Below are 16,645 nucleotides of genomic sequence, written 5' to 3' on the forward strand. Positions count from 1 at the left end.
TTAACCAGCACACCACGGCATGAAAATTGGCGTCTAATCAAAAAATATTACTAAACAGAAAAACTAAAAATTGAAAATGAAGAAGTTGTATGCTATAGCGGCGATGTTGTTCGTATCCGTTTTCTCATTTGCCCAGCAAAAAGATCCGAAGGCCAAGGCCATTTTGGACCAGGTAAGTGCGAAATTCAAATCTTACAATACTGTCAGCGCTAATTTTGCTTATCAGATATCTAACTCAGCCGGGAAAGCGCTTTCTACCAAGAGCGGTACCGTGCAGATGAAAGGAAATAAATATGCCATTAACCTGGGAAGTAACAAGATCATCAGCGATGGCGTTACTATCTGGAACTATGATCCGGCTGCCAAAGAGGTTACTGTTAGCAGTGCGAATGCATCCGAAGGAACGATCACACCTCAAAAGTTGTTTACCGATTTTTATAACAAAGACTTTATGTATGTGATGGACAAGGATAGCAAAGTGGGCGGCAAAGAAGTGAATAAGATCATTATGCAGCCGATCGATAAAAATAAACCTTTCGCAAGAGTGTACGTGGCAGTGGATAAAGCGACTAAAAACATCATCAGCACAACGGTTATCGAAAAGACCGGTAACAGGTATGTTTATAATGTAAGCAATTTCAAACCGAATTTGCCGATCCCTGACGCGACTTTTACGTTCGATAAATCCAAATATCCTGGCGTGGAAGTAGTCGATCTCAGGTAATCGATACAATGATCATATTGGTGAGAAGCTCCCTTTGGGGAGCTTTATTTTTTTCAGTGAAATGATTTTAATAGTCAAACATTCAATCGGTTCAGTTGTTATTTTCTAAAATGATCACGCGATGATTGAATCGACTTTTTTAAAGAGTGCTATACAGCAATTCAGAGATTACAAAGCTTTAGGAGATAAAACTTTTGAGCAATTGAAAGAAGACGATTTCAACTATCGTCCAAATCAGGTCAGCAATAGTCTTGCGATCATCATCACTCATATGCACGGTAATATGATGAGCCGCTGGACCCGTTTTTTAACGGAAGATGGCGAAAAGGAATGGCGCCAGCGGGATGCCGAATTTGAGGAGCAGCAATTGACCAAAGAACAACTATTGGCTCGCTGGGAAGAAGGGTGGGGCTTACTTTTGGACCAGCTTAATGCCCTTCAGAACGAGGACCTGCCTAAAACCGTTTACATCCGTACAAAACCTTTATCGGTTGTTGAAGCCATACAAAGGCAATTAGCTCATCACGCTTCGCATGTCGGGCAGATCCTGTATATTGGAAAGATGATTGCCGGCGAAAAGTGGAAGCCTTTATCCATCGCTAAAGGAGCTTCTCAGGCCTACAATGAACAGTTAAAACAAAGCGGTAATCCAACAAAATAGTATTAGTAATGGCTGAAGATTTATCAATTATAACAGGTAGCAAAGAAGAACAATACCGGGCGCTGCTGCCGCAAATCCGTGCGCTGCTGGAAGGCGAGGAAGATCTGATAGCTAACATGGCAAACATAGCTGCAGCGCTGAAAGAACAATTCAAATGGTGGTGGGTAGGCTTTTACGTGGTGAAAGATCAGCAATTGGTTCTGGCGCCGTTTCAAGGTCCGGTAGCTTGTACGCGAATCCGTTTAGGTCGGGGCGTGTGCGGATCCGCATGGCAACAGGCAAAAACACTGATCGTTCCTGATGTGGAAAAATTCCCGGGGCATATCGCTTGTAGCAGTGCGTCAAAATCAGAAATTGTAGTACCGGTGATCGACAATGGATCAGTAGTTGCTGTGTTGGATGTAGATAGCGAACAGCATGACCATTTTGATGAAACCGACGCCCGCTATTTGCAAGAGATAGTGGCACTCCTTAAGTTCTGACTATGACAACTAAAAGATTCAGGATCCGCGGAAAAGTACAAGGGGTTTTTTTCCGGCAATCTACCCAGCGAAAAGCGGTTGAACTGAAAATTACCGGAACAGTTGAAAACCTGGAAGACGGGCATACGGTAGAGGTGATCGCTACCGGTACCGACCCGCAACTGGCCTCATTCATCGAGTGGTGCAAGGCGGGGCCGCCCCGGGCTGAAGTGCTGGCACTTGAAATGGAGGAATTACCTTTGCAGGAGTTTGAGAATTTCTCTATTTTGTAGCCTTTAAACAAGAAATAATTATCTGATGAAGAAAACGCTTACCCCGCTGATGCTCTTGCTGAGCAGCAGTTTGATCGCCCAGGACAAGTCTCCCGAACTCACAGAGATATGGCAACCCGAACCCCGCGTGGTTACACCCGGGAAGACCGCCGCCGATCCTCCCGAAGATGCCATTGTATTATTTAATGGAAAAGATTTATCAGAATGGCAGTCTGCCAACGGGCAGCCAGCCAAATGGAAAGTAGCGGATGGCGCGGTGACGGTGGCCAAAGGCACCGGGGTTATCAAAACGAAAAAGTCTTTTGGTGACTGTCAGTTACATATCGAATGGAGATCTCCGTCAGAAGTGAAAGGCCAGGGGCAGGGTCGTGGCAACAGTGGTATTTTCCTGATGGGTCTGTATGAACTGCAGGTACTCGATAGCTACAAAAACCGCACGTACAGCAATGGTCAGGCGGGCAGTATTTACAAGCAATTACCGCCGCTGGTGAACGCCACCCGCAAGCCGGGAGAATGGCAGACTTATGATGTCATTTTCACAGCGCCTGTTTTTAACAAAGACAGCAGCATAAAGTCACAGGCCAGGATCACTGTAATACATAACGGGGTAGTGGTGCAGAACAACGCAACGATCTGGGGCGCCACACAATACATTGGCATCGCTACGAATCAGCAACACCCCTCTAAAGAGCCGTTGGTACTGCAGGATCATGGCGACGCGGTAAGCTTCAGAAACATCTGGATCAGGGAGTTATAAAACAAATTATAAAAAATTATTTTGTGTTTTATGGAAATTGCCCTATCTTGTCCATTCTCTCTAGAAGGAGCGTTTTGAGTAGTAAATAATTAAGTTTTAAAAGCAGCCATGGGGCTGCTTTTTTATTGTCCTCAAACGGTCTTTATAATGCTTTCCTGATGCGCACCAACTGTGTCAACAGTGCTTCCAGGCGGTCGAGCTGTAGCATATTCGCTCCATCGCTTTTGGCCTCGGATGGTCTGGGGTGGGTTTCAATAAACAACCCATCAGCGCCACTGGCAATCGCCGCTTTCGCAATGGTGCCGATCATTTGCGGATTACCGCCTGTCACACCACTGGTCTGGTTGGGCTGCTGGAGGCTATGAGTACAATCCATGACCACCGGCACCTGATGCTCCTGCATCCAGGGAATGTTGCGATAGTCCACTACCAGGTCTGTATAGCCAAAGCTATTGCCTCTTTCTGTGAGCAGTACCTGATCGTTTCCGGCATTTTTAATTTTTTCTACCGCGAATTTCATCGACGGGCCGCTAAGGAACTGTCCCTTCTTCACGTTGACAATTTTGCCCGTTTTCGCAGCGGCCTCCAGCAGGTCTGTTTGCCGGCAAAGAAAAGCGGGGATCTGCAATATATCAGCATATCGGGCTGCCATCGCTGCTTCTTCGTGCGCATGAATGTCGGTTACGGTGGGAACCGAGTAAGTGTCAGATGTTTTCTTCAGCAGCTGCAGTGCCGCTTCGTCCCCGATACCCGTAAACGAGCTCGCGCTGGTTCTGTTAGCTTTCCGGTACGAGGATTTGAATACGTAAGGTATGCCCAGGTCTTTACATATGGCAGACACTTTTTCTGCCACTTGCATAACGATCTCCTCGCTTTCTATCACACAGGGACCGGCGAGCAGGAAAAAATTATCAGGGTCATACGACTGCTTTTCAAAAAGCGGATGTAAAAATGCTTGCATGAGGCTAAGGTAAGTGGAAAGTTGGATAAGTCGAACAGCCAGCGGTCAAAACCTCAGCGCAAACGCATCTTCCGCAATGGTTGTTTTGCCATGAGCAAAAATTCCGCAGGTATCCATGAGCAAAAATTCCGCAGGTATCTGGAAACCTGGTTCTGCTGTTTCCGTTGATTGTTCCATTTTTTATTTTGCGCATTTCAGACCGACTTTACAGCACGCCTGACGCCCTCTACGTATTTGGAAGCAAGAGAAATCGATTGCGCAATCGGGCCATTCGAAGGAATATTTTTATATGTTTGCGGACAATTTTTTTTATGGTAAAAGATAAGATACTGGTCATAGGATCGTCCGGGCAAATAGGAGTGGAGCTGACGTTAGCGCTGAGAAAGATATATGGTAACAACAATGTAGTAGCGTCAGACCTGCGTGAGGAAAATGAGTTGCTCAAGGGGACAGGTCCTTACGTGAGTATCGACGTGATGAACAAGGAAATGCTGCATGTGCAGATCATCCGTCAAAATATCACCCAGATCTATTTGTTAGCGGCTATCTTGTCTGCCACCGGCGAAAAGAATCCGGGACTGGCCTGGCATTTGAATATGCAGGGGTTATTAAATGTGCTCGACATTGCCAGGGAAGAAAATATTCAGAAAGTGTACTGGCCTTCTTCCATAGCCGTATTTGGCCCTACGTCGCCTAAACAAAATTGTCCGCAACATACGATCATTGAGCCGACGACTGTATATGGTATCAGTAAATATGCCGGCGAGTTTTGGTGCAATTATTACAATATCAAATACGGCATAGATGTAAGAAGTCTGCGCTACCCCGGTCTGATCTCTTATAAATCTGCTCCCGGCGGCGGTACTACCGATTATGCCGTTGAGATCTTTCATGACGCACTCGAGGAGAAGAAATACACCAGCTTCCTGGCTGAAGACACTTATCTACCTATGATGTATATGCCCGATGCGATAAGGGCAACGATCGAGCTGATGGAGGCGCCGAAAGAAAACATTTCCGTTCGTACGTCGTATAATCTTTCTGCTTTAAGCTTCTCTCCAAAAGAGATTGGCGCAGAGATCCAGAAACATATTCCTGAGTTTGAGATGGGATATGAGACCGATTATCGCCAGGCCATCGCCGACAGCTGGCCCCAGAGTATTGATGACAGTGTGGCTCGTAATGACTGGGGATGGAAACCGGAATTTGACCTGGCTACGATGACCGCCGACATGCTGAAAAACCTTCCTTTACATACGAAATAGTCTAAAATAACGTTCAAACCTCTCAACACGATTAGGAACTAACCGGAGCGTGGCAGCTGTACATACATACGGATCGGGTTCGTATGTGGTTAATTTTAATATTTTGTAATTATTATATAAAAAATATTGACAATCCGACATTAACATTATATTTGTCAATATGATGGTTGCTGTTTGCTGCAGCAACTGACCAAACTAATAGAATAAATTCTTGCAAAAGAATAGAAACTGATCCGGGTATTGGCTGCATTAAAGGCCCGGAAAAACTAACAATTTGCTAATTGCGAAATCACACGAACTATGGGAATCAAAGTTCAGATAATTGAAGAGAATAAAGCATCGTGGGACCTGGTGAAGTATAAACTTGAAAGTTACAGCGAAAAAAAGCTGGACTTTTTGCCGTTTTGTCCTTCGGTAGAAGAAGCCGTTGGCGCATTTTTTTTACAAAAGCCGGAGATCCTGGTTTCCGATCTGAAGGTATTATCAGGGTATGATTTAGACGTGATCGAGAATCTTTTTTATCAGAATCTCATCAAGCCTAAAGTTATCGTGCTCGCTGCGCCCCATCAGTTGGAAGGTGTGCAGCGCATTGTCGAGATCGGCATTTCCGGGCTCGTGATGAAGCCCTTGAACGCTGACAATTTGGGCCGGGCGATTCAGCGCGTGACCCGCTCCATTGAAAACGACCGGGACGTTCAGGCCAGCGATCATTTTATAACGCTCAAAGCCAACCGCTCGCTGCTGTATCTCAATCAGCAGGACATATTATTTATAGAATCCAACCGGAACATTTGTACAGTGACCACGAAAGACGGCGCTCACCGGACAGTGAATGAGAGCATCAGCAGTATCGATCAGCGGCTTCTGGTCAAAGATCTGATGCGGATTGATAAAAGCACCATTATTAACCTGGCCAAGATCGTGTATCTGGGCGGCGACAAATACAATAAAGAATGCCGGCTCAAACTTGAAAACGGAGCTGAAATCAACAAAACATTAAGCAAAATTGCCATGAGCCGCCTATATAAAATCGTTGCCAACAACGTAAAAAATAAAGGACAAAACGCTGTTTTGTAGCGTTTCGTCCCTCGAAATCCACTTTATCTCTTGTTTGTTAAAAGCAGCAAAATTATATGCTAATCTTGTCCAAAATAATCCTGCGGAAAGCCGAAAAGCAGCAAATCCTAGAGTAGGCACATTATTAACAAAAACAGAATTAATCAATTAAAAACTTAATTACTATGAGACGATCCTTCTTATCTGTTCTCGTTCTGGCCTCACTGCTTGTGGGAGTGGAATCTTGTAAAAAGGGAGATACAGGCCCTGCGGGTCCTGCAGGTCCCAAAGGCGACAAAGGCGATCCTGGTGCAGCTGGTACAGCGGGCACTCAAGGCAAAGACGGAACAATTATTCACAGCGGAACTGGAACTCCAGGAAGCAGCTTAGGAAAAAAAGGAGACTTTTTCTTCGCGACTGACACAAAAACGCTTTATGGCCCTAAAACAGATGATACTACGTGGCCTTCAACAGGTACGGTTTTAGCAGGCGCGGCTGGAAAGGATGGCAAAGATGGCGCACCTGGTAAGGATGGTGCACCTGGTAAAGACGGCGCAAACGGTACAAAAATTATCAGTGGAGCCGGCGCTCCTGCAGCTAATGTTGGTACTGTAGGTGATTTCTACTTCGATACCAATACTTCTATTTTTTACGGTCCTAAAACAGCTACTGGCTGGGATGCCAATCAAATGCCTTTAGGTTCTGCGTATGCAGCAAAAACCTTCTATATTACCGCTGGTTTGGAAAATATTACCTTAGTGGCTAATTCCAAAAAGGTTTCTGACATTGCCACAACTACCTATGGTAATCCAGAGATATTCTCTTCTTACAAAGTGTCAGAAAATGATAAGATCCGTATTGACCAATACCCTGGCTGGGGCACTAACCGGGAGATGATCTTCCAAAGCACTGCAGGCTCGGGTGTTTATGACAGGGTGCCTCAATCCGCTTCAGACCTGGGTACAGCTCCGTTTGTTGTGGGGGCGAAATTCCGTTATACACAAAACTTTACAAATCCTACTGCGGAGTTTACTTTAACTCAGGAGGATATAGATCGCCTGAAAGTAGACAACGGTGCTGCGTTTGGTTATTTGACCTACGCTAAAGCTGTTCCTGCTACTGTTGCGGTTGGACAAAACTTAACCTTCTATCGTACCAAGAATGTCAACATTACAACCGGTACCGATGCGGACGGTTACCGAGCAAACTATACTGCTGAAACAAATATCAACCTGAATACGATTCCAGGCTTAATGAACAAAATCGAATCTTACAAACAGGATGGTAAAGTATTTTTAAAATACAGATACGTTAACCCTAGTAACGGAACACCTCGCTATGAAACAGGAGCCGGTGCTCAGGTGGGCTGGATGGATATTACCGACAGCTATCTGTACCAGTATACGGTAGGTGGTGCGATGTTTGGTCCTGCAGGCGTTTATACAACTACTAACGTTCCTGGTTATACTGCAGCATTCCCTACAGGGGGATATAATGCTAACCCTTTTATGGGTAATCCTCATCCTAATGGGGGTGCTCACCTTGGATCAACTGGTTTTAGCTGGACGCCATGGCCTAATAATACTGTTACAGCAGCAGCAGCCGGTCAGTTCAGAAGCGGTCAGATGAAATTTACATGGGACATTTCTTCCGGTTCAAATGCTGGCAACACAGCCACAGCATTTAAATTTGGACCGATTACCCTGAACAACCCTAACAGTGATCTGAATGTGGTTAAAAATAGCTTGAACACTCCTAACGGAACGCTTGCTACAGGCTGGAATTATAATTATAGCGATATGGCTAAGCCTTATTGGAGCGATAATACTATTCCTGACATTTATTACAAAGCGCCTGCTAATTTGACTTCAAATAAAGCTATCTCTGGTAACGGTGATATCAATTTGGTTAAATATGAGGACGGTAAATCTGCTGATATGTTCAAAGGAATGCCTTTAGTACAAATTCAGGTATACGCAATTCCTGGAGACGTAGTAAAAGCGGCTGCTGCAAAAGGTATCAACGTGAACAACGCTGCTGCTTTAGCTCAGTTTGCTGAAACTTTCGGAAAATAATCGAATCTGATATTCCAAAGATTAAAAAGCTACCGCATTGCGGTAGCTTTTTTTCGTTTATCCTCCTTCTTGTGTAAAGTATGTTGACATGAGGGCTACAGGTATCATTTAAATGATACAATGAATGCCGAACATCAAAAGAGCCTTCTAAGCCCCTTTCCGAAGGTTGCACGGTGCAACCCTACATTTTGGGTCGGGGAGCTTGTTGTGAGGTTATAGTCATCTACAGGCGGACCGAAGATCACGTAAGCAATAACCCGGGCCACCATTTGTACCTCAGCTCGTCGGTAAACAATCGGAGGAACTTGCACCGAGGTAACTGTGTAATCGGAGCAGTTGAATTCAGCGCCTCTTTATGATCCTGAAATCTCCTTACGGAGCGCTATCCAGAAGAGAAAATGAGCAAATCGTTTAGGAAGCGGTATGCTAAAATTGAACGTTGCAATAAGCGGATAAAGTATGAGAATATGCCTTAAAATGTCCAACTCAGGCTATGAAAACCCTTCCTGAGAACGTCAAGTCACCCGAATTTAAGCAAGATGACCTACGGCGATGTAGCTACCTTTATTCACAAAGCAATTTTGACCAATCTTCGGGCAACGTCGACAACGCGATCAGTTAAAATAATGCTGTAAGCTTATCAAAAGCGCTAAATACATCCCTGATAGAAGGGTAGGCTCGGGAAAGATAAGCTCCGAGGTCTTCCTTTTTAACCCATTCAATCCGCTCAATGTCTTCTTCAGTTTGTGGGATTAACGAGTCCTCAGACGGACTGTTCATCAGGTACCAATGTGACTCTTTCATAATATGATGCGTGCCCTGCTCATAACTATGATAGGTAGTGGTCAGGAATCGCGTTAAGGTGACGTTGGCAAGGCCGGTTTCCTCTTCCACCTCGCGGAGGGCACATTGCTCCATCGTCTCATCTTCGTCGAGGTGGCCCTTCGGAAGGTCCCAGGCCCCCCTCCTGAAGATCATCAAAAAATCACCGTGCTCGTTCATCACAAGGCCGCCGCCTGCCCGGTGGACCTCAAATTTCTTAAGGAAGTCTTTTCGCAGTGCTTCCAGGTCAGGATGATAAAAAATACCCCGGGCAATCTCCGGGAGTCGGATCTCATGCAGCATCGCTTTCACTGTATGGCTATTCAACTCGTCGATGAAGATTGTTTCGGGTTGGTGATGCCAACGCTCCAGGGCTTCATCCAGTTGATCGGCCAGATAAACCGGCTTGTTGTGAATATATAAAGTGATCTGCATAACTATGTGGATTATAAAAGACTGCTTTTGGGTCGTATCAATGGGGAAACCTATATTTTCGCGATCTAAAAATAGGTAGTACATATGAACGACGCAAAAGTTGTTGCTGAAAAATTATTGCATGCCAATGCGGTAAAGCTAAGTCCCGAACAACCCTTTACCTGGGCCAGTGGCTGGAAAAGTCCCATCTACTGTGACAATCGTAGCGTATTATCTTACCCGTTTATTCGCGACTTCATCAAGAGCGAAATGTGCAATGTGCTATTCGAAAAGTTTAGCGAGGCAGATGCACTGGCGGGCGTGGCGACGGCCGGAATTGCGTGGGGGGCGATGGCTGCAGATCAGCTAAAGCTTCCTTTCTTGTATGTCCGACCCAAGCCCAAAGATCACGGATTAGGCAACCAAATTGAGGGTCGTTACGAACCCGGGCAGAAGATTGTGGTGATCGAGGACCTGGTGAGCACCGGTAAAAGCAGCCTGCAGGCAGTGGACGCCCTGGAAGGAGCGGGGCTTGAAATCCTTGGAATGGTATCCATTTTCACGTACGATTTTACAGTGGCCGCAGAAGCTTTTGAAAAGAGAAACCTGAAATATCAGCCCTTAACCACCTATCCGGTACTGCTGGAATTAGCGCAGGAAAAGGGCTTAATACAACCAGACCAAGCCGCTCAATTACTCAGCTGGAGACAAGACCCTGCCAATTGGACAGGAGTGTAGATCGGGTTACTGAACATCGATATTTTACAACTATTATTATTTAATCAGAGGCCGTTCCTATCAGGAACGGCCTTTTTCTTTTGCGAAATTCGGCGAGACCTTGTCATTTGGCGATATCCATTCTTTAATTCTTCCAAGTGCGTAACTAAGCGGTACTTTTAAGCTGCTCAACACGTAGGCAAAATTGCAGCTCGAAATTTATTTCATATAAATGACAAGAGAGCGGGTTCCATTTTACTAATAAACTTAGCATGTGCATCTATAGTTCGGACAAATTCGACAGACTAAATTTATTAGTAGAGAATATTAATGTTAAATTATTGTTTACTAATGCATTATAAGATTTAAAAGGTGTAATAATTAATTAAGTATAGGCGAATTTTTATACATAAGCCTCAGATATTTTAAAACCGAAATTTTATGTATTAAATAAATTTATTTAATTGAAAATTAAAATTTTATAAAATTTATATGGATAAATATTTTAGTTAAAAATTTTATGATTTAAAAAATTAATATGTTTTGACCTATCTAAACCTGTTGTTGAGGCCATTTTATGGTCATTACCGATGGTTTTTAAAAAGGGTAATTTTTAAAGGCGACTTATCTAAACTTTTACTTTATATAAATAGTGGGCATTTTTTTCTTTTATTCTTATACAAATCACGCGTCCCCTACCCCACCGGTCTAGGGAGCGGTTCGTCCACATTGATTGATTACAGGAGGAGGTCTACGGTCAAATGGCGCCGCCAATTAGAAGTTGACTGACCGAATGGCAGTTCCGTCAGGAAAATGGGATTTCGCTAAAGGGAGGGTGATGGTGGTCTGAACCATCGGGGATAGGACGGGGCAGTTCGTAGGTTTTCTCAAAGTGCTCGCTCGAAAATCGCGGAGGATTAAACCTCCGCCAATGGAGAGTGATCAATTCACTTCGATCTTGACCAGCGCGTTTTTGTCGAGTTTGAAATTTTTCCACTTCGACTTTTTAATGAACTCGATGGCCTTTTTGGTGAGGATCTCATCCGGGCTCTCCACAATCGTGAAATCGACCGGATCGCCATTTTCGTCGACTGTAAATTTGATCTGGAGTGTTTTTTTGGCCTGCGCCTTATTGACGCCGAGGTTACTGCCCAGCTCTTCGTAAAAATGAGCCCAGCCTTCCTCCGGGTACAACAGTTCCTTATCGCTGGTTTGCGTGGTGGTTCGCTTGAACTTTTGGAAGTCGCCCACCGTGCCTTTATTTTTGGCAGGCTTGTTAACTGTTACGGTTTCGAGTGGTTCATCCAGTTTCTCAAGCTTCACATGGTTGGCTTGTCCCGGTGTAAGTGTCGCCACGGTCTGTTTAAAACCGACCATCGACACCGCAGCCTTAACACTACTGTCCGGCGCAACCACTGAAAAGCTTCCGTCAGCCGCCGCTACCGCTCCTTTGTTGGCGGTGAGCGCAATCGTAGCCGACGGCAGGGGAGTGCCTTTTCTATCGGTCACTTTTCCGTAGATCACTTCCGGCAGGTCGCCGTTCACTTGCTGTTTCAGCTCCCGGTTGGTCGGAGTATAACCGGTCGACTTACCCGCTTCTAGAGTAGCCTTCCTGGTTTTTTCAGAAATCATTTCGGGCGATCCGGATAATAAGGCCGTCGCAGGAGCTGCGGCTTCAAGGGCGAAAGCTTGCGGCGACAAAGTAGTGTCGGCCACTTCGTCGGATAGCTCGACGGCTTTCTCCTTCCGGCGTGCTTCTGCCAGGGACGGAGCCTGGTGGAGCGCCGTCCGGTCCTTTTCCAATTCAGCTATCGGGGTAGCAGGCTCAGCTGATCTGAATTCAGGACTTTGAGCAACAGGCGCCGATGCGTCGGTTGAAGGAACGGTCACGGCCACAGGCAGGTTGGGGGCAGCGGATTCTCTTTGCGTCAACCACCAAATGGCTCCCGCAATAAATCCCAGGCTGCAGGCCGCCACAGCCCATCGCCACCAGCTCTGACGGTTGCGATCGATCGGTACGACCAGATTTTCGCGTTCAGGAAGGCCCAGGATCGCAGCACGGATGTCGTTGAGGTGCTGATCCGTCTTTGCGTGGTCGGCTTTTCTGAACCCGTCGATCGCGTCCGCCAACAGGGGATCTTTCAGCGCAGCCTTCTCCATGTCGTGCATGTCCTGCGCGTTCATGCTGCCGCTCAGATACCTCTTGATATCTTCGGGACCATAAAACGGATAGGTATTATTCTGTTGCTGCATTTTTTTCCATACAAATTTTTAGGTTCCTGCGCCCGTTTTGAATCAGGCTCCTCACTTTATTCCATTCCAGCCCTGTGATCGTTGCAATTTCATTGTAGCATTTCCCTTCGTAATAAAACAACCGGATACTGCTTTTTTGTTCTTCGGGCAGCTTGTTGATGCACTGTTCCAGCCGGTTAAAGGCCTTTTCTTTTTCTATAACGTTGTCCAGGTGAGAAAAATCGTCAGAGGGCACTGCTTGTTGCTCCAGGCTCACCGTAATATTCTTCTTCGCGCTTCGCAACTGCATCAGGCAGTAATTCTTGGTCAACACATACACCCAACTTTTAAAGTTCTGAATATCATGCTGAGGCACTTTGCGGAGTAATTCCTGGTAGATATTCATCACAGCGTCCTTGGCGTCATCGGCATCTTCCAGGTATTTGAGGCAGACACCGTACAAGAGATCACTGTAGCGGAGGTACAGCTCTGCCAATGCCTGCTGATCGCCGCGCTGCCTGAACTCAAGCAGCAGGCTGTCGTCACTTGCTTCTTTTAAGGATGCTATTTTAAAAACGGGTGTCAAATATGTTATATTACCGGCTTTGCTACACCTGATCGTCGGTCCTGTCCGCCCTGAAGAGCCATCCTTCCTATTTGCCGGACCGGCGTCGGAGCTGATGTTGTACACTTCATTTTTTGCGCATGTCTAAACGATAGATGCAAAATTTCTCAGGATTACATATGCAATTTAATCTTTTCTGACCTGACAGCGTCGCCGGGCTACCATATTACCGCCTTGAGGCTGCTAATTCAAAGTCCATCCATCTATTTATTCAGTGAATTGCGAACCCCTCTTTAGCCGGTTCAAAATGGAAAGTATTTATGCAATCCTGCTTTTTTCCGCATCCTTTCAACAATTAAACAAAAAACATATGAAATGGATCAAAACAGTAATCGCGTGCCTGTTAAGTATTTCATTGCTTGCGTTCACCCTGATGACAAAAACGATAAAGGGCAAAGTGGTTGACGAAAATAGCCGGCCGATTTCCGGTGCCACTGTCCAGGAAAAAGGAACACAGAATTCGGCAGTGACAGACCAGGATGGAAATTTCAATATCACTGTATCCGGGAGTAGCGCCAAGCTTATTATAACGGCTGTGGGCTATCGTCAAAAGGAGATCAAAGCCTACGCAGGCAATCCTGTCACGGTGGCGATGGGCCGACCAGATCAGACGCTGAATGAAGTAGTGGTGGTAGGATATGGAACTCGGAAAAGAAAAGTACTTACCGGAGCCATGGCTTCTGTGGTTGCAGCGCCTTCGAAAAGCGGGGCGCACAACGTGGTGATACGTGGCATGTCAGTCAGCCGTTCGCATCCTGAGACAGGACGACACTTTAGTCGTGAGGGGTATGATCATATTGAGGAAAATCCATTCTTACAATCAAAGGAAAATCCGTTGTCCACTTTTTCTATAGACGTGGACGGCGCCTCTTACAGCAATATCAGGAGGATGATCCATGATGGACAGCTACCGCCGGCGGGTGCGGTACGCATCGAGGAAATGATCAATTATTTTAATTACCAATATCCGGAACCCGAGGGAGACCGCCCTTTTAGCATCAACACTGAATACACGATATGTCCCTGGAATGCGCGGCATCAACTGGTGGCGATCGGCCTTCAGGCTAAGAAGATCAGGACTGAAAACTTGCCTGCAACCAATATGGTGTTCCTGGTTGATGTGAGCGGCAGTATGTCTGCTCCCGACAAATTGCCTTTGGTACAGGCGTCTATGAAATTACTGGCCGACCAGCTCCGTCCGCAAGACAGGGTGGCTATCGTCGTATATGCCGGGAGCGCTGGTGTAGTGCTTCCCTCTACAGACGGAAATGAGACCAAAAGCATCAAGGATGCAATCGACCGGCTGCAGGCCGGCGGGTCCACTGCTGGTGGCGCCGGGATCAAGCTGGCCTATAAAATTGCGCAGGAGCATTTCATTCCGAATGGAAATAACCGCATCGTGCTTTGTACCGACGGAGATTTCAACGTAGGTCAAAGCAGCGACGACGAACTGGAAAACATGATCGAGGAAAAAAGAAAAACCGGCATCTTTTTAACTGTATTGGGATACGGAACGGGAAATTACCAGGATGCGAAGATGCAAAAACTGGCCAATAAAGGCAACGGTAACCACGCTTATATTGACAACCTTACCGAAGCCCGAAAAGTGCTGATTAGTCAATTCGGAGGTACCCTGTTTACCATTGCTAAAGATGTCAAACTGCAGGTAGAGTTTAATCCCGCAAAGGTGCAGGGCTACCGGCTCATCGGTTATGAAAACCGGATGCTGGCGAAGGAGGACTTCAATGATGATCAAAAAGATGCGGGTGAACTGGGAAGCGGGCATTCGGTAACCGCGCTGTACGAGATCATACCGGCTGGCATTGAGGCGCCGGAACTGAAAAAAGTGGATGATCTTAAATACCAGGAAAAGACCTCAGGACGTCATCGCTCATCGGATATTCATGAAGTCTTGACCGTTAAGATCAGATACAAAAAACCTGACGGTGAAAAAAGTGCATTATTAGAAAAGGTTGTGTCCGGTGAACCGGGGACTTTTCAAAAAGGTTCGCCCAATATGCAATTAGCAGCTTCGCTCGCACAATTTGGTATGCTGTTACGCAACTCGCCGCACAAGGGTACCAGCAACTACAGGCATATCCAAAAAGGTATACAAGCGCTTGTCAAAAATGATAAAGAGGGCTACCGGTCTGAGTTGCTGCAACTGGTTAAAAGCGCCGCTTTATTACAGCAAGAAGCGGATAATGCCGGGATAAATGACGCAGATGCTGACCTGGCTTTGGAATAACCAGCTCGGTAATCCGCAAAATAATTACTTATTTAACTATTTGAATTATAACGTTTTTTGAAAATGATGAACGTTTGTAAGCTGAAAAATCCGGTTTTTGGCACAGTATTTTTATAACTAAGGTCAAATTGAATCCTAGGTTAATTTAAAAATGAAGATTATGAAAAGTAAAATGATTATCGCAGCTGTAGCGCTCTTAGCTACGACCGGAACTGTGAAAGCACAAGGATTTGCTGAAGCAAAATTCGGTATCAAAGGTGGATGGAATTCTACCAATCTGACCAACTCAAGAGAAGGTAACCTTGATGATAATAAACGCCTCAACACATTCAATGCCGGTGTGGTAGGTGTAGTGCCTCTGGGATCTACTTTTGAAATCAGGACTGGTCTTGACTGGCAGTCAAAAGGTACAGAAACAACTACCACTTTGGTGGAAGGTGTGCAAACCACTTACAAGGTAAACCCGATGTACCTGGAGCTTCCTGTAAACCTGGCTATCCAGTTGCCTTTCAATGAGAAAGTAAAAGCTTATATCGGTGCTGGTCCTTACGCAGCAGTAGGTCTTGCCGGTAAAATTAAAACAATGACTGAAACAAACGGAGTTACCAACTCTACTTCAAGAAGCATTGACTGGGGTAACGATAACCCTGTTGCAGAAGATGCTTCTGATCAGGAAGGTCAGGTAGGATCCGGACAGTTTAAAAGGTTTGATTTCGGTGCTAACATCATTGGCGGTCTGGATTTCGGTCGTTTCGGTGTGCACGCACAATATGGAATCGGTTTAACCAACAGTGTTCCCGGCCAAACCACCAATAACAATGCGAACAAAAACAACCAGCATCGTGCTTTGGGTGTGAGCGGTGTGTTCTATTTCTAAAAACAAATGCTCCCAAATAATAAAAATGAGCGTTTCGTAAGAGGCGCTCATTTATTTTTGCACCCTATGAACAGATCGTTATTGATAACCCTGGCAGGCGTAATAATATTAGTAGCAGGTTGTTTTATGCCCTGGATGCGCGTGGAGGATCCGCCTTTGACCATATCTGGTGTCGACACTACCGGCACCCGCTACGGAGTGCCTGCGTTGACCCATTTTATATTGTCGGCTTGTATCCTGGCCTGTTCATTCATTCCTAAGATCTGGGCTAAGCGAATGAACCTGCTATTTGCAGCGTTAAACCTGGCCTGGGGTATCCGAAATTTTGGCGTTTTGCCGAGATGTGAAGGTGGGATTTGTCCTGAAAAGCTAACGGGGATCTACCTGGTATTGCTCGGCTGTATTTTATTAATGATCTCAGCTCTTTTTCCCAAAGAACCGGAACTCAAAAAATAAA

General features: G+C 45.7%; 16 protein-coding genes. 12 read left to right on the top strand and 4 right to left on the bottom strand.

Annotated elements, in window-relative coordinates; translation table 11 throughout:
* Window positions 1-76: 76 nt before the first annotated feature.
* The 5 genes from lolA1 (at window position 77) to ACU37H_RS16255 (ending at window position 2,896) form a co-directional block, all read left to right on the top strand.
* Window positions 77-724, top strand: a complete 648-nt coding sequence (gene lolA1 / locus ACU37H_RS16235) for an outer membrane lipoprotein periplasmic chaperone LolA1 (RefSeq protein WP_472705146.1) — start codon at window positions 77-79, stop codon at window positions 722-724.
* 121 nt (window positions 725-845) lie between these two features.
* Window positions 846-1,385, top strand: a complete 540-nt coding sequence (locus tag ACU37H_RS16240) for a DUF1572 family protein (protein WP_472705144.1) — start codon at window positions 846-848, stop codon at window positions 1,383-1,385.
* Window positions 1,386-1,393: 8 nt separating this feature from the next.
* Window positions 1,394-1,867 (top strand): GAF domain-containing protein, encoded by a 474-nt coding sequence (locus tag ACU37H_RS16245; protein ID WP_472705142.1) that lies wholly within the window; start codon window positions 1,394-1,396, stop codon window positions 1,865-1,867.
* 2 nt (window positions 1,868-1,869) lie between these two features.
* Window positions 1,870-2,139 carry an acylphosphatase gene (locus ACU37H_RS16250; RefSeq protein ID WP_472705140.1) on the top strand — a complete coding sequence of 90 codons (270 nt, stop codon included), beginning with the start codon at window positions 1,870-1,872 and terminating at the stop codon, window positions 2,137-2,139.
* 25 nt (window positions 2,140-2,164) lie between these two features.
* Entirely contained in the window at window positions 2,165-2,896 is a 732-nt protein-coding gene (locus tag ACU37H_RS16255) for a 3-keto-disaccharide hydrolase (RefSeq protein ID WP_472705139.1), read from the top strand.
* Between the two features lie 142 nt (window positions 2,897-3,038).
* Here the strand turns inward: ACU37H_RS16255 and kdsA are convergent, their stop codons facing one another.
* The gene (gene kdsA / locus ACU37H_RS16260; RefSeq protein ID WP_472705137.1) at window positions 3,039-3,857 is read right to left on the bottom strand and encodes a 3-deoxy-8-phosphooctulonate synthase; all 819 of its coding nucleotides are present in this window, start codon (window positions 3,855-3,857) and stop codon (window positions 3,039-3,041) included.
* Between the two features lie 311 nt (window positions 3,858-4,168).
* Between kdsA and ACU37H_RS16265 the strand changes: the two genes are divergently transcribed.
* The 3 genes from ACU37H_RS16265 (at window position 4,169) to ACU37H_RS16275 (ending at window position 8,253) form a co-directional block, all read left to right on the top strand.
* Window positions 4,169-5,122, top strand: a complete 954-nt coding sequence (locus ACU37H_RS16265) for an NAD-dependent epimerase/dehydratase family protein (protein ID WP_472705135.1) — start codon at window positions 4,169-4,171, stop codon at window positions 5,120-5,122.
* A 300-nt stretch (window positions 5,123-5,422) separates the two neighbouring features.
* Complete coding sequence (locus ACU37H_RS16270) at window positions 5,423-6,199, top strand: LytR/AlgR family response regulator transcription factor (RefSeq protein ID WP_472705133.1); 777 nt, start codon at window positions 5,423-5,425, stop codon at window positions 6,197-6,199.
* 164 nt (window positions 6,200-6,363) lie between these two features.
* Complete coding sequence (locus tag ACU37H_RS16275; RefSeq protein WP_472705131.1) at window positions 6,364-8,253, top strand: collagen-like domain-containing protein; 1,890 nt, start codon at window positions 6,364-6,366, stop codon at window positions 8,251-8,253.
* 618 nt (window positions 8,254-8,871) lie between these two features.
* On the opposite strand, the gene ACU37H_RS16280 is transcribed toward ACU37H_RS16275, so the two are convergent.
* Complete coding sequence (locus tag ACU37H_RS16280) at window positions 8,872-9,510, bottom strand: NUDIX hydrolase (RefSeq protein WP_472705129.1); 639 nt, start codon at window positions 9,508-9,510, stop codon at window positions 8,872-8,874.
* 84 nt (window positions 9,511-9,594) lie between these two features.
* On the opposite strand from ACU37H_RS16280, the gene pyrE reads away from it, so the two are divergent.
* Entirely contained in the window at window positions 9,595-10,227 is a 633-nt protein-coding gene (pyrE, locus tag ACU37H_RS16285; RefSeq protein ID WP_472705127.1) for an orotate phosphoribosyltransferase, read from the top strand.
* Window positions 10,228-11,148: 921 nt separating this feature from the next.
* Here pyrE and ACU37H_RS16290 read toward each other — a convergent pair.
* Window positions 11,149-12,459: a carboxypeptidase regulatory-like domain-containing protein gene (locus tag ACU37H_RS16290; RefSeq protein ID WP_472705125.1), complete on the bottom strand. Its 1,311-nt coding sequence runs from the start codon at window positions 12,457-12,459 to the stop codon at window positions 11,149-11,151.
* Window positions 12,443-13,024 (bottom strand): RNA polymerase sigma factor, encoded by a 582-nt coding sequence (locus ACU37H_RS16295; RefSeq protein WP_472705123.1) that lies wholly within the window; start codon window positions 13,022-13,024, stop codon window positions 12,443-12,445. Before ACU37H_RS16295 ends, ACU37H_RS16290 begins: the two co-directional genes overlap by 17 nt.
* A gap of 349 nt (window positions 13,025-13,373) precedes the next feature.
* On the opposite strand from ACU37H_RS16295, the gene ACU37H_RS16300 reads away from it, so the two are divergent.
* From ACU37H_RS16300 to ACU37H_RS16310, 3 genes are all read left to right on the top strand, one after another.
* A complete protein-coding gene (locus ACU37H_RS16300; protein ID WP_472705121.1) occupies window positions 13,374-15,311 on the top strand; it encodes a vWA domain-containing protein in 1,938 nt (645 codons plus the stop codon).
* Window positions 15,312-15,471: 160 nt separating this feature from the next.
* Entirely contained in the window at window positions 15,472-16,188 is a 717-nt protein-coding gene (locus ACU37H_RS16305) for a porin family protein (RefSeq protein ID WP_472705119.1), read from the top strand.
* A gap of 66 nt (window positions 16,189-16,254) precedes the next feature.
* Window positions 16,255-16,644, top strand: a complete 390-nt coding sequence (locus tag ACU37H_RS16310) for a hypothetical protein (protein WP_472705117.1) — start codon at window positions 16,255-16,257, stop codon at window positions 16,642-16,644.
* Window position 16,645 lies beyond the last annotated feature (1 nt).

The sequence above is a fragment of the Niabella sp. ZPM-14 genome, from assembly GCF_055693045.2.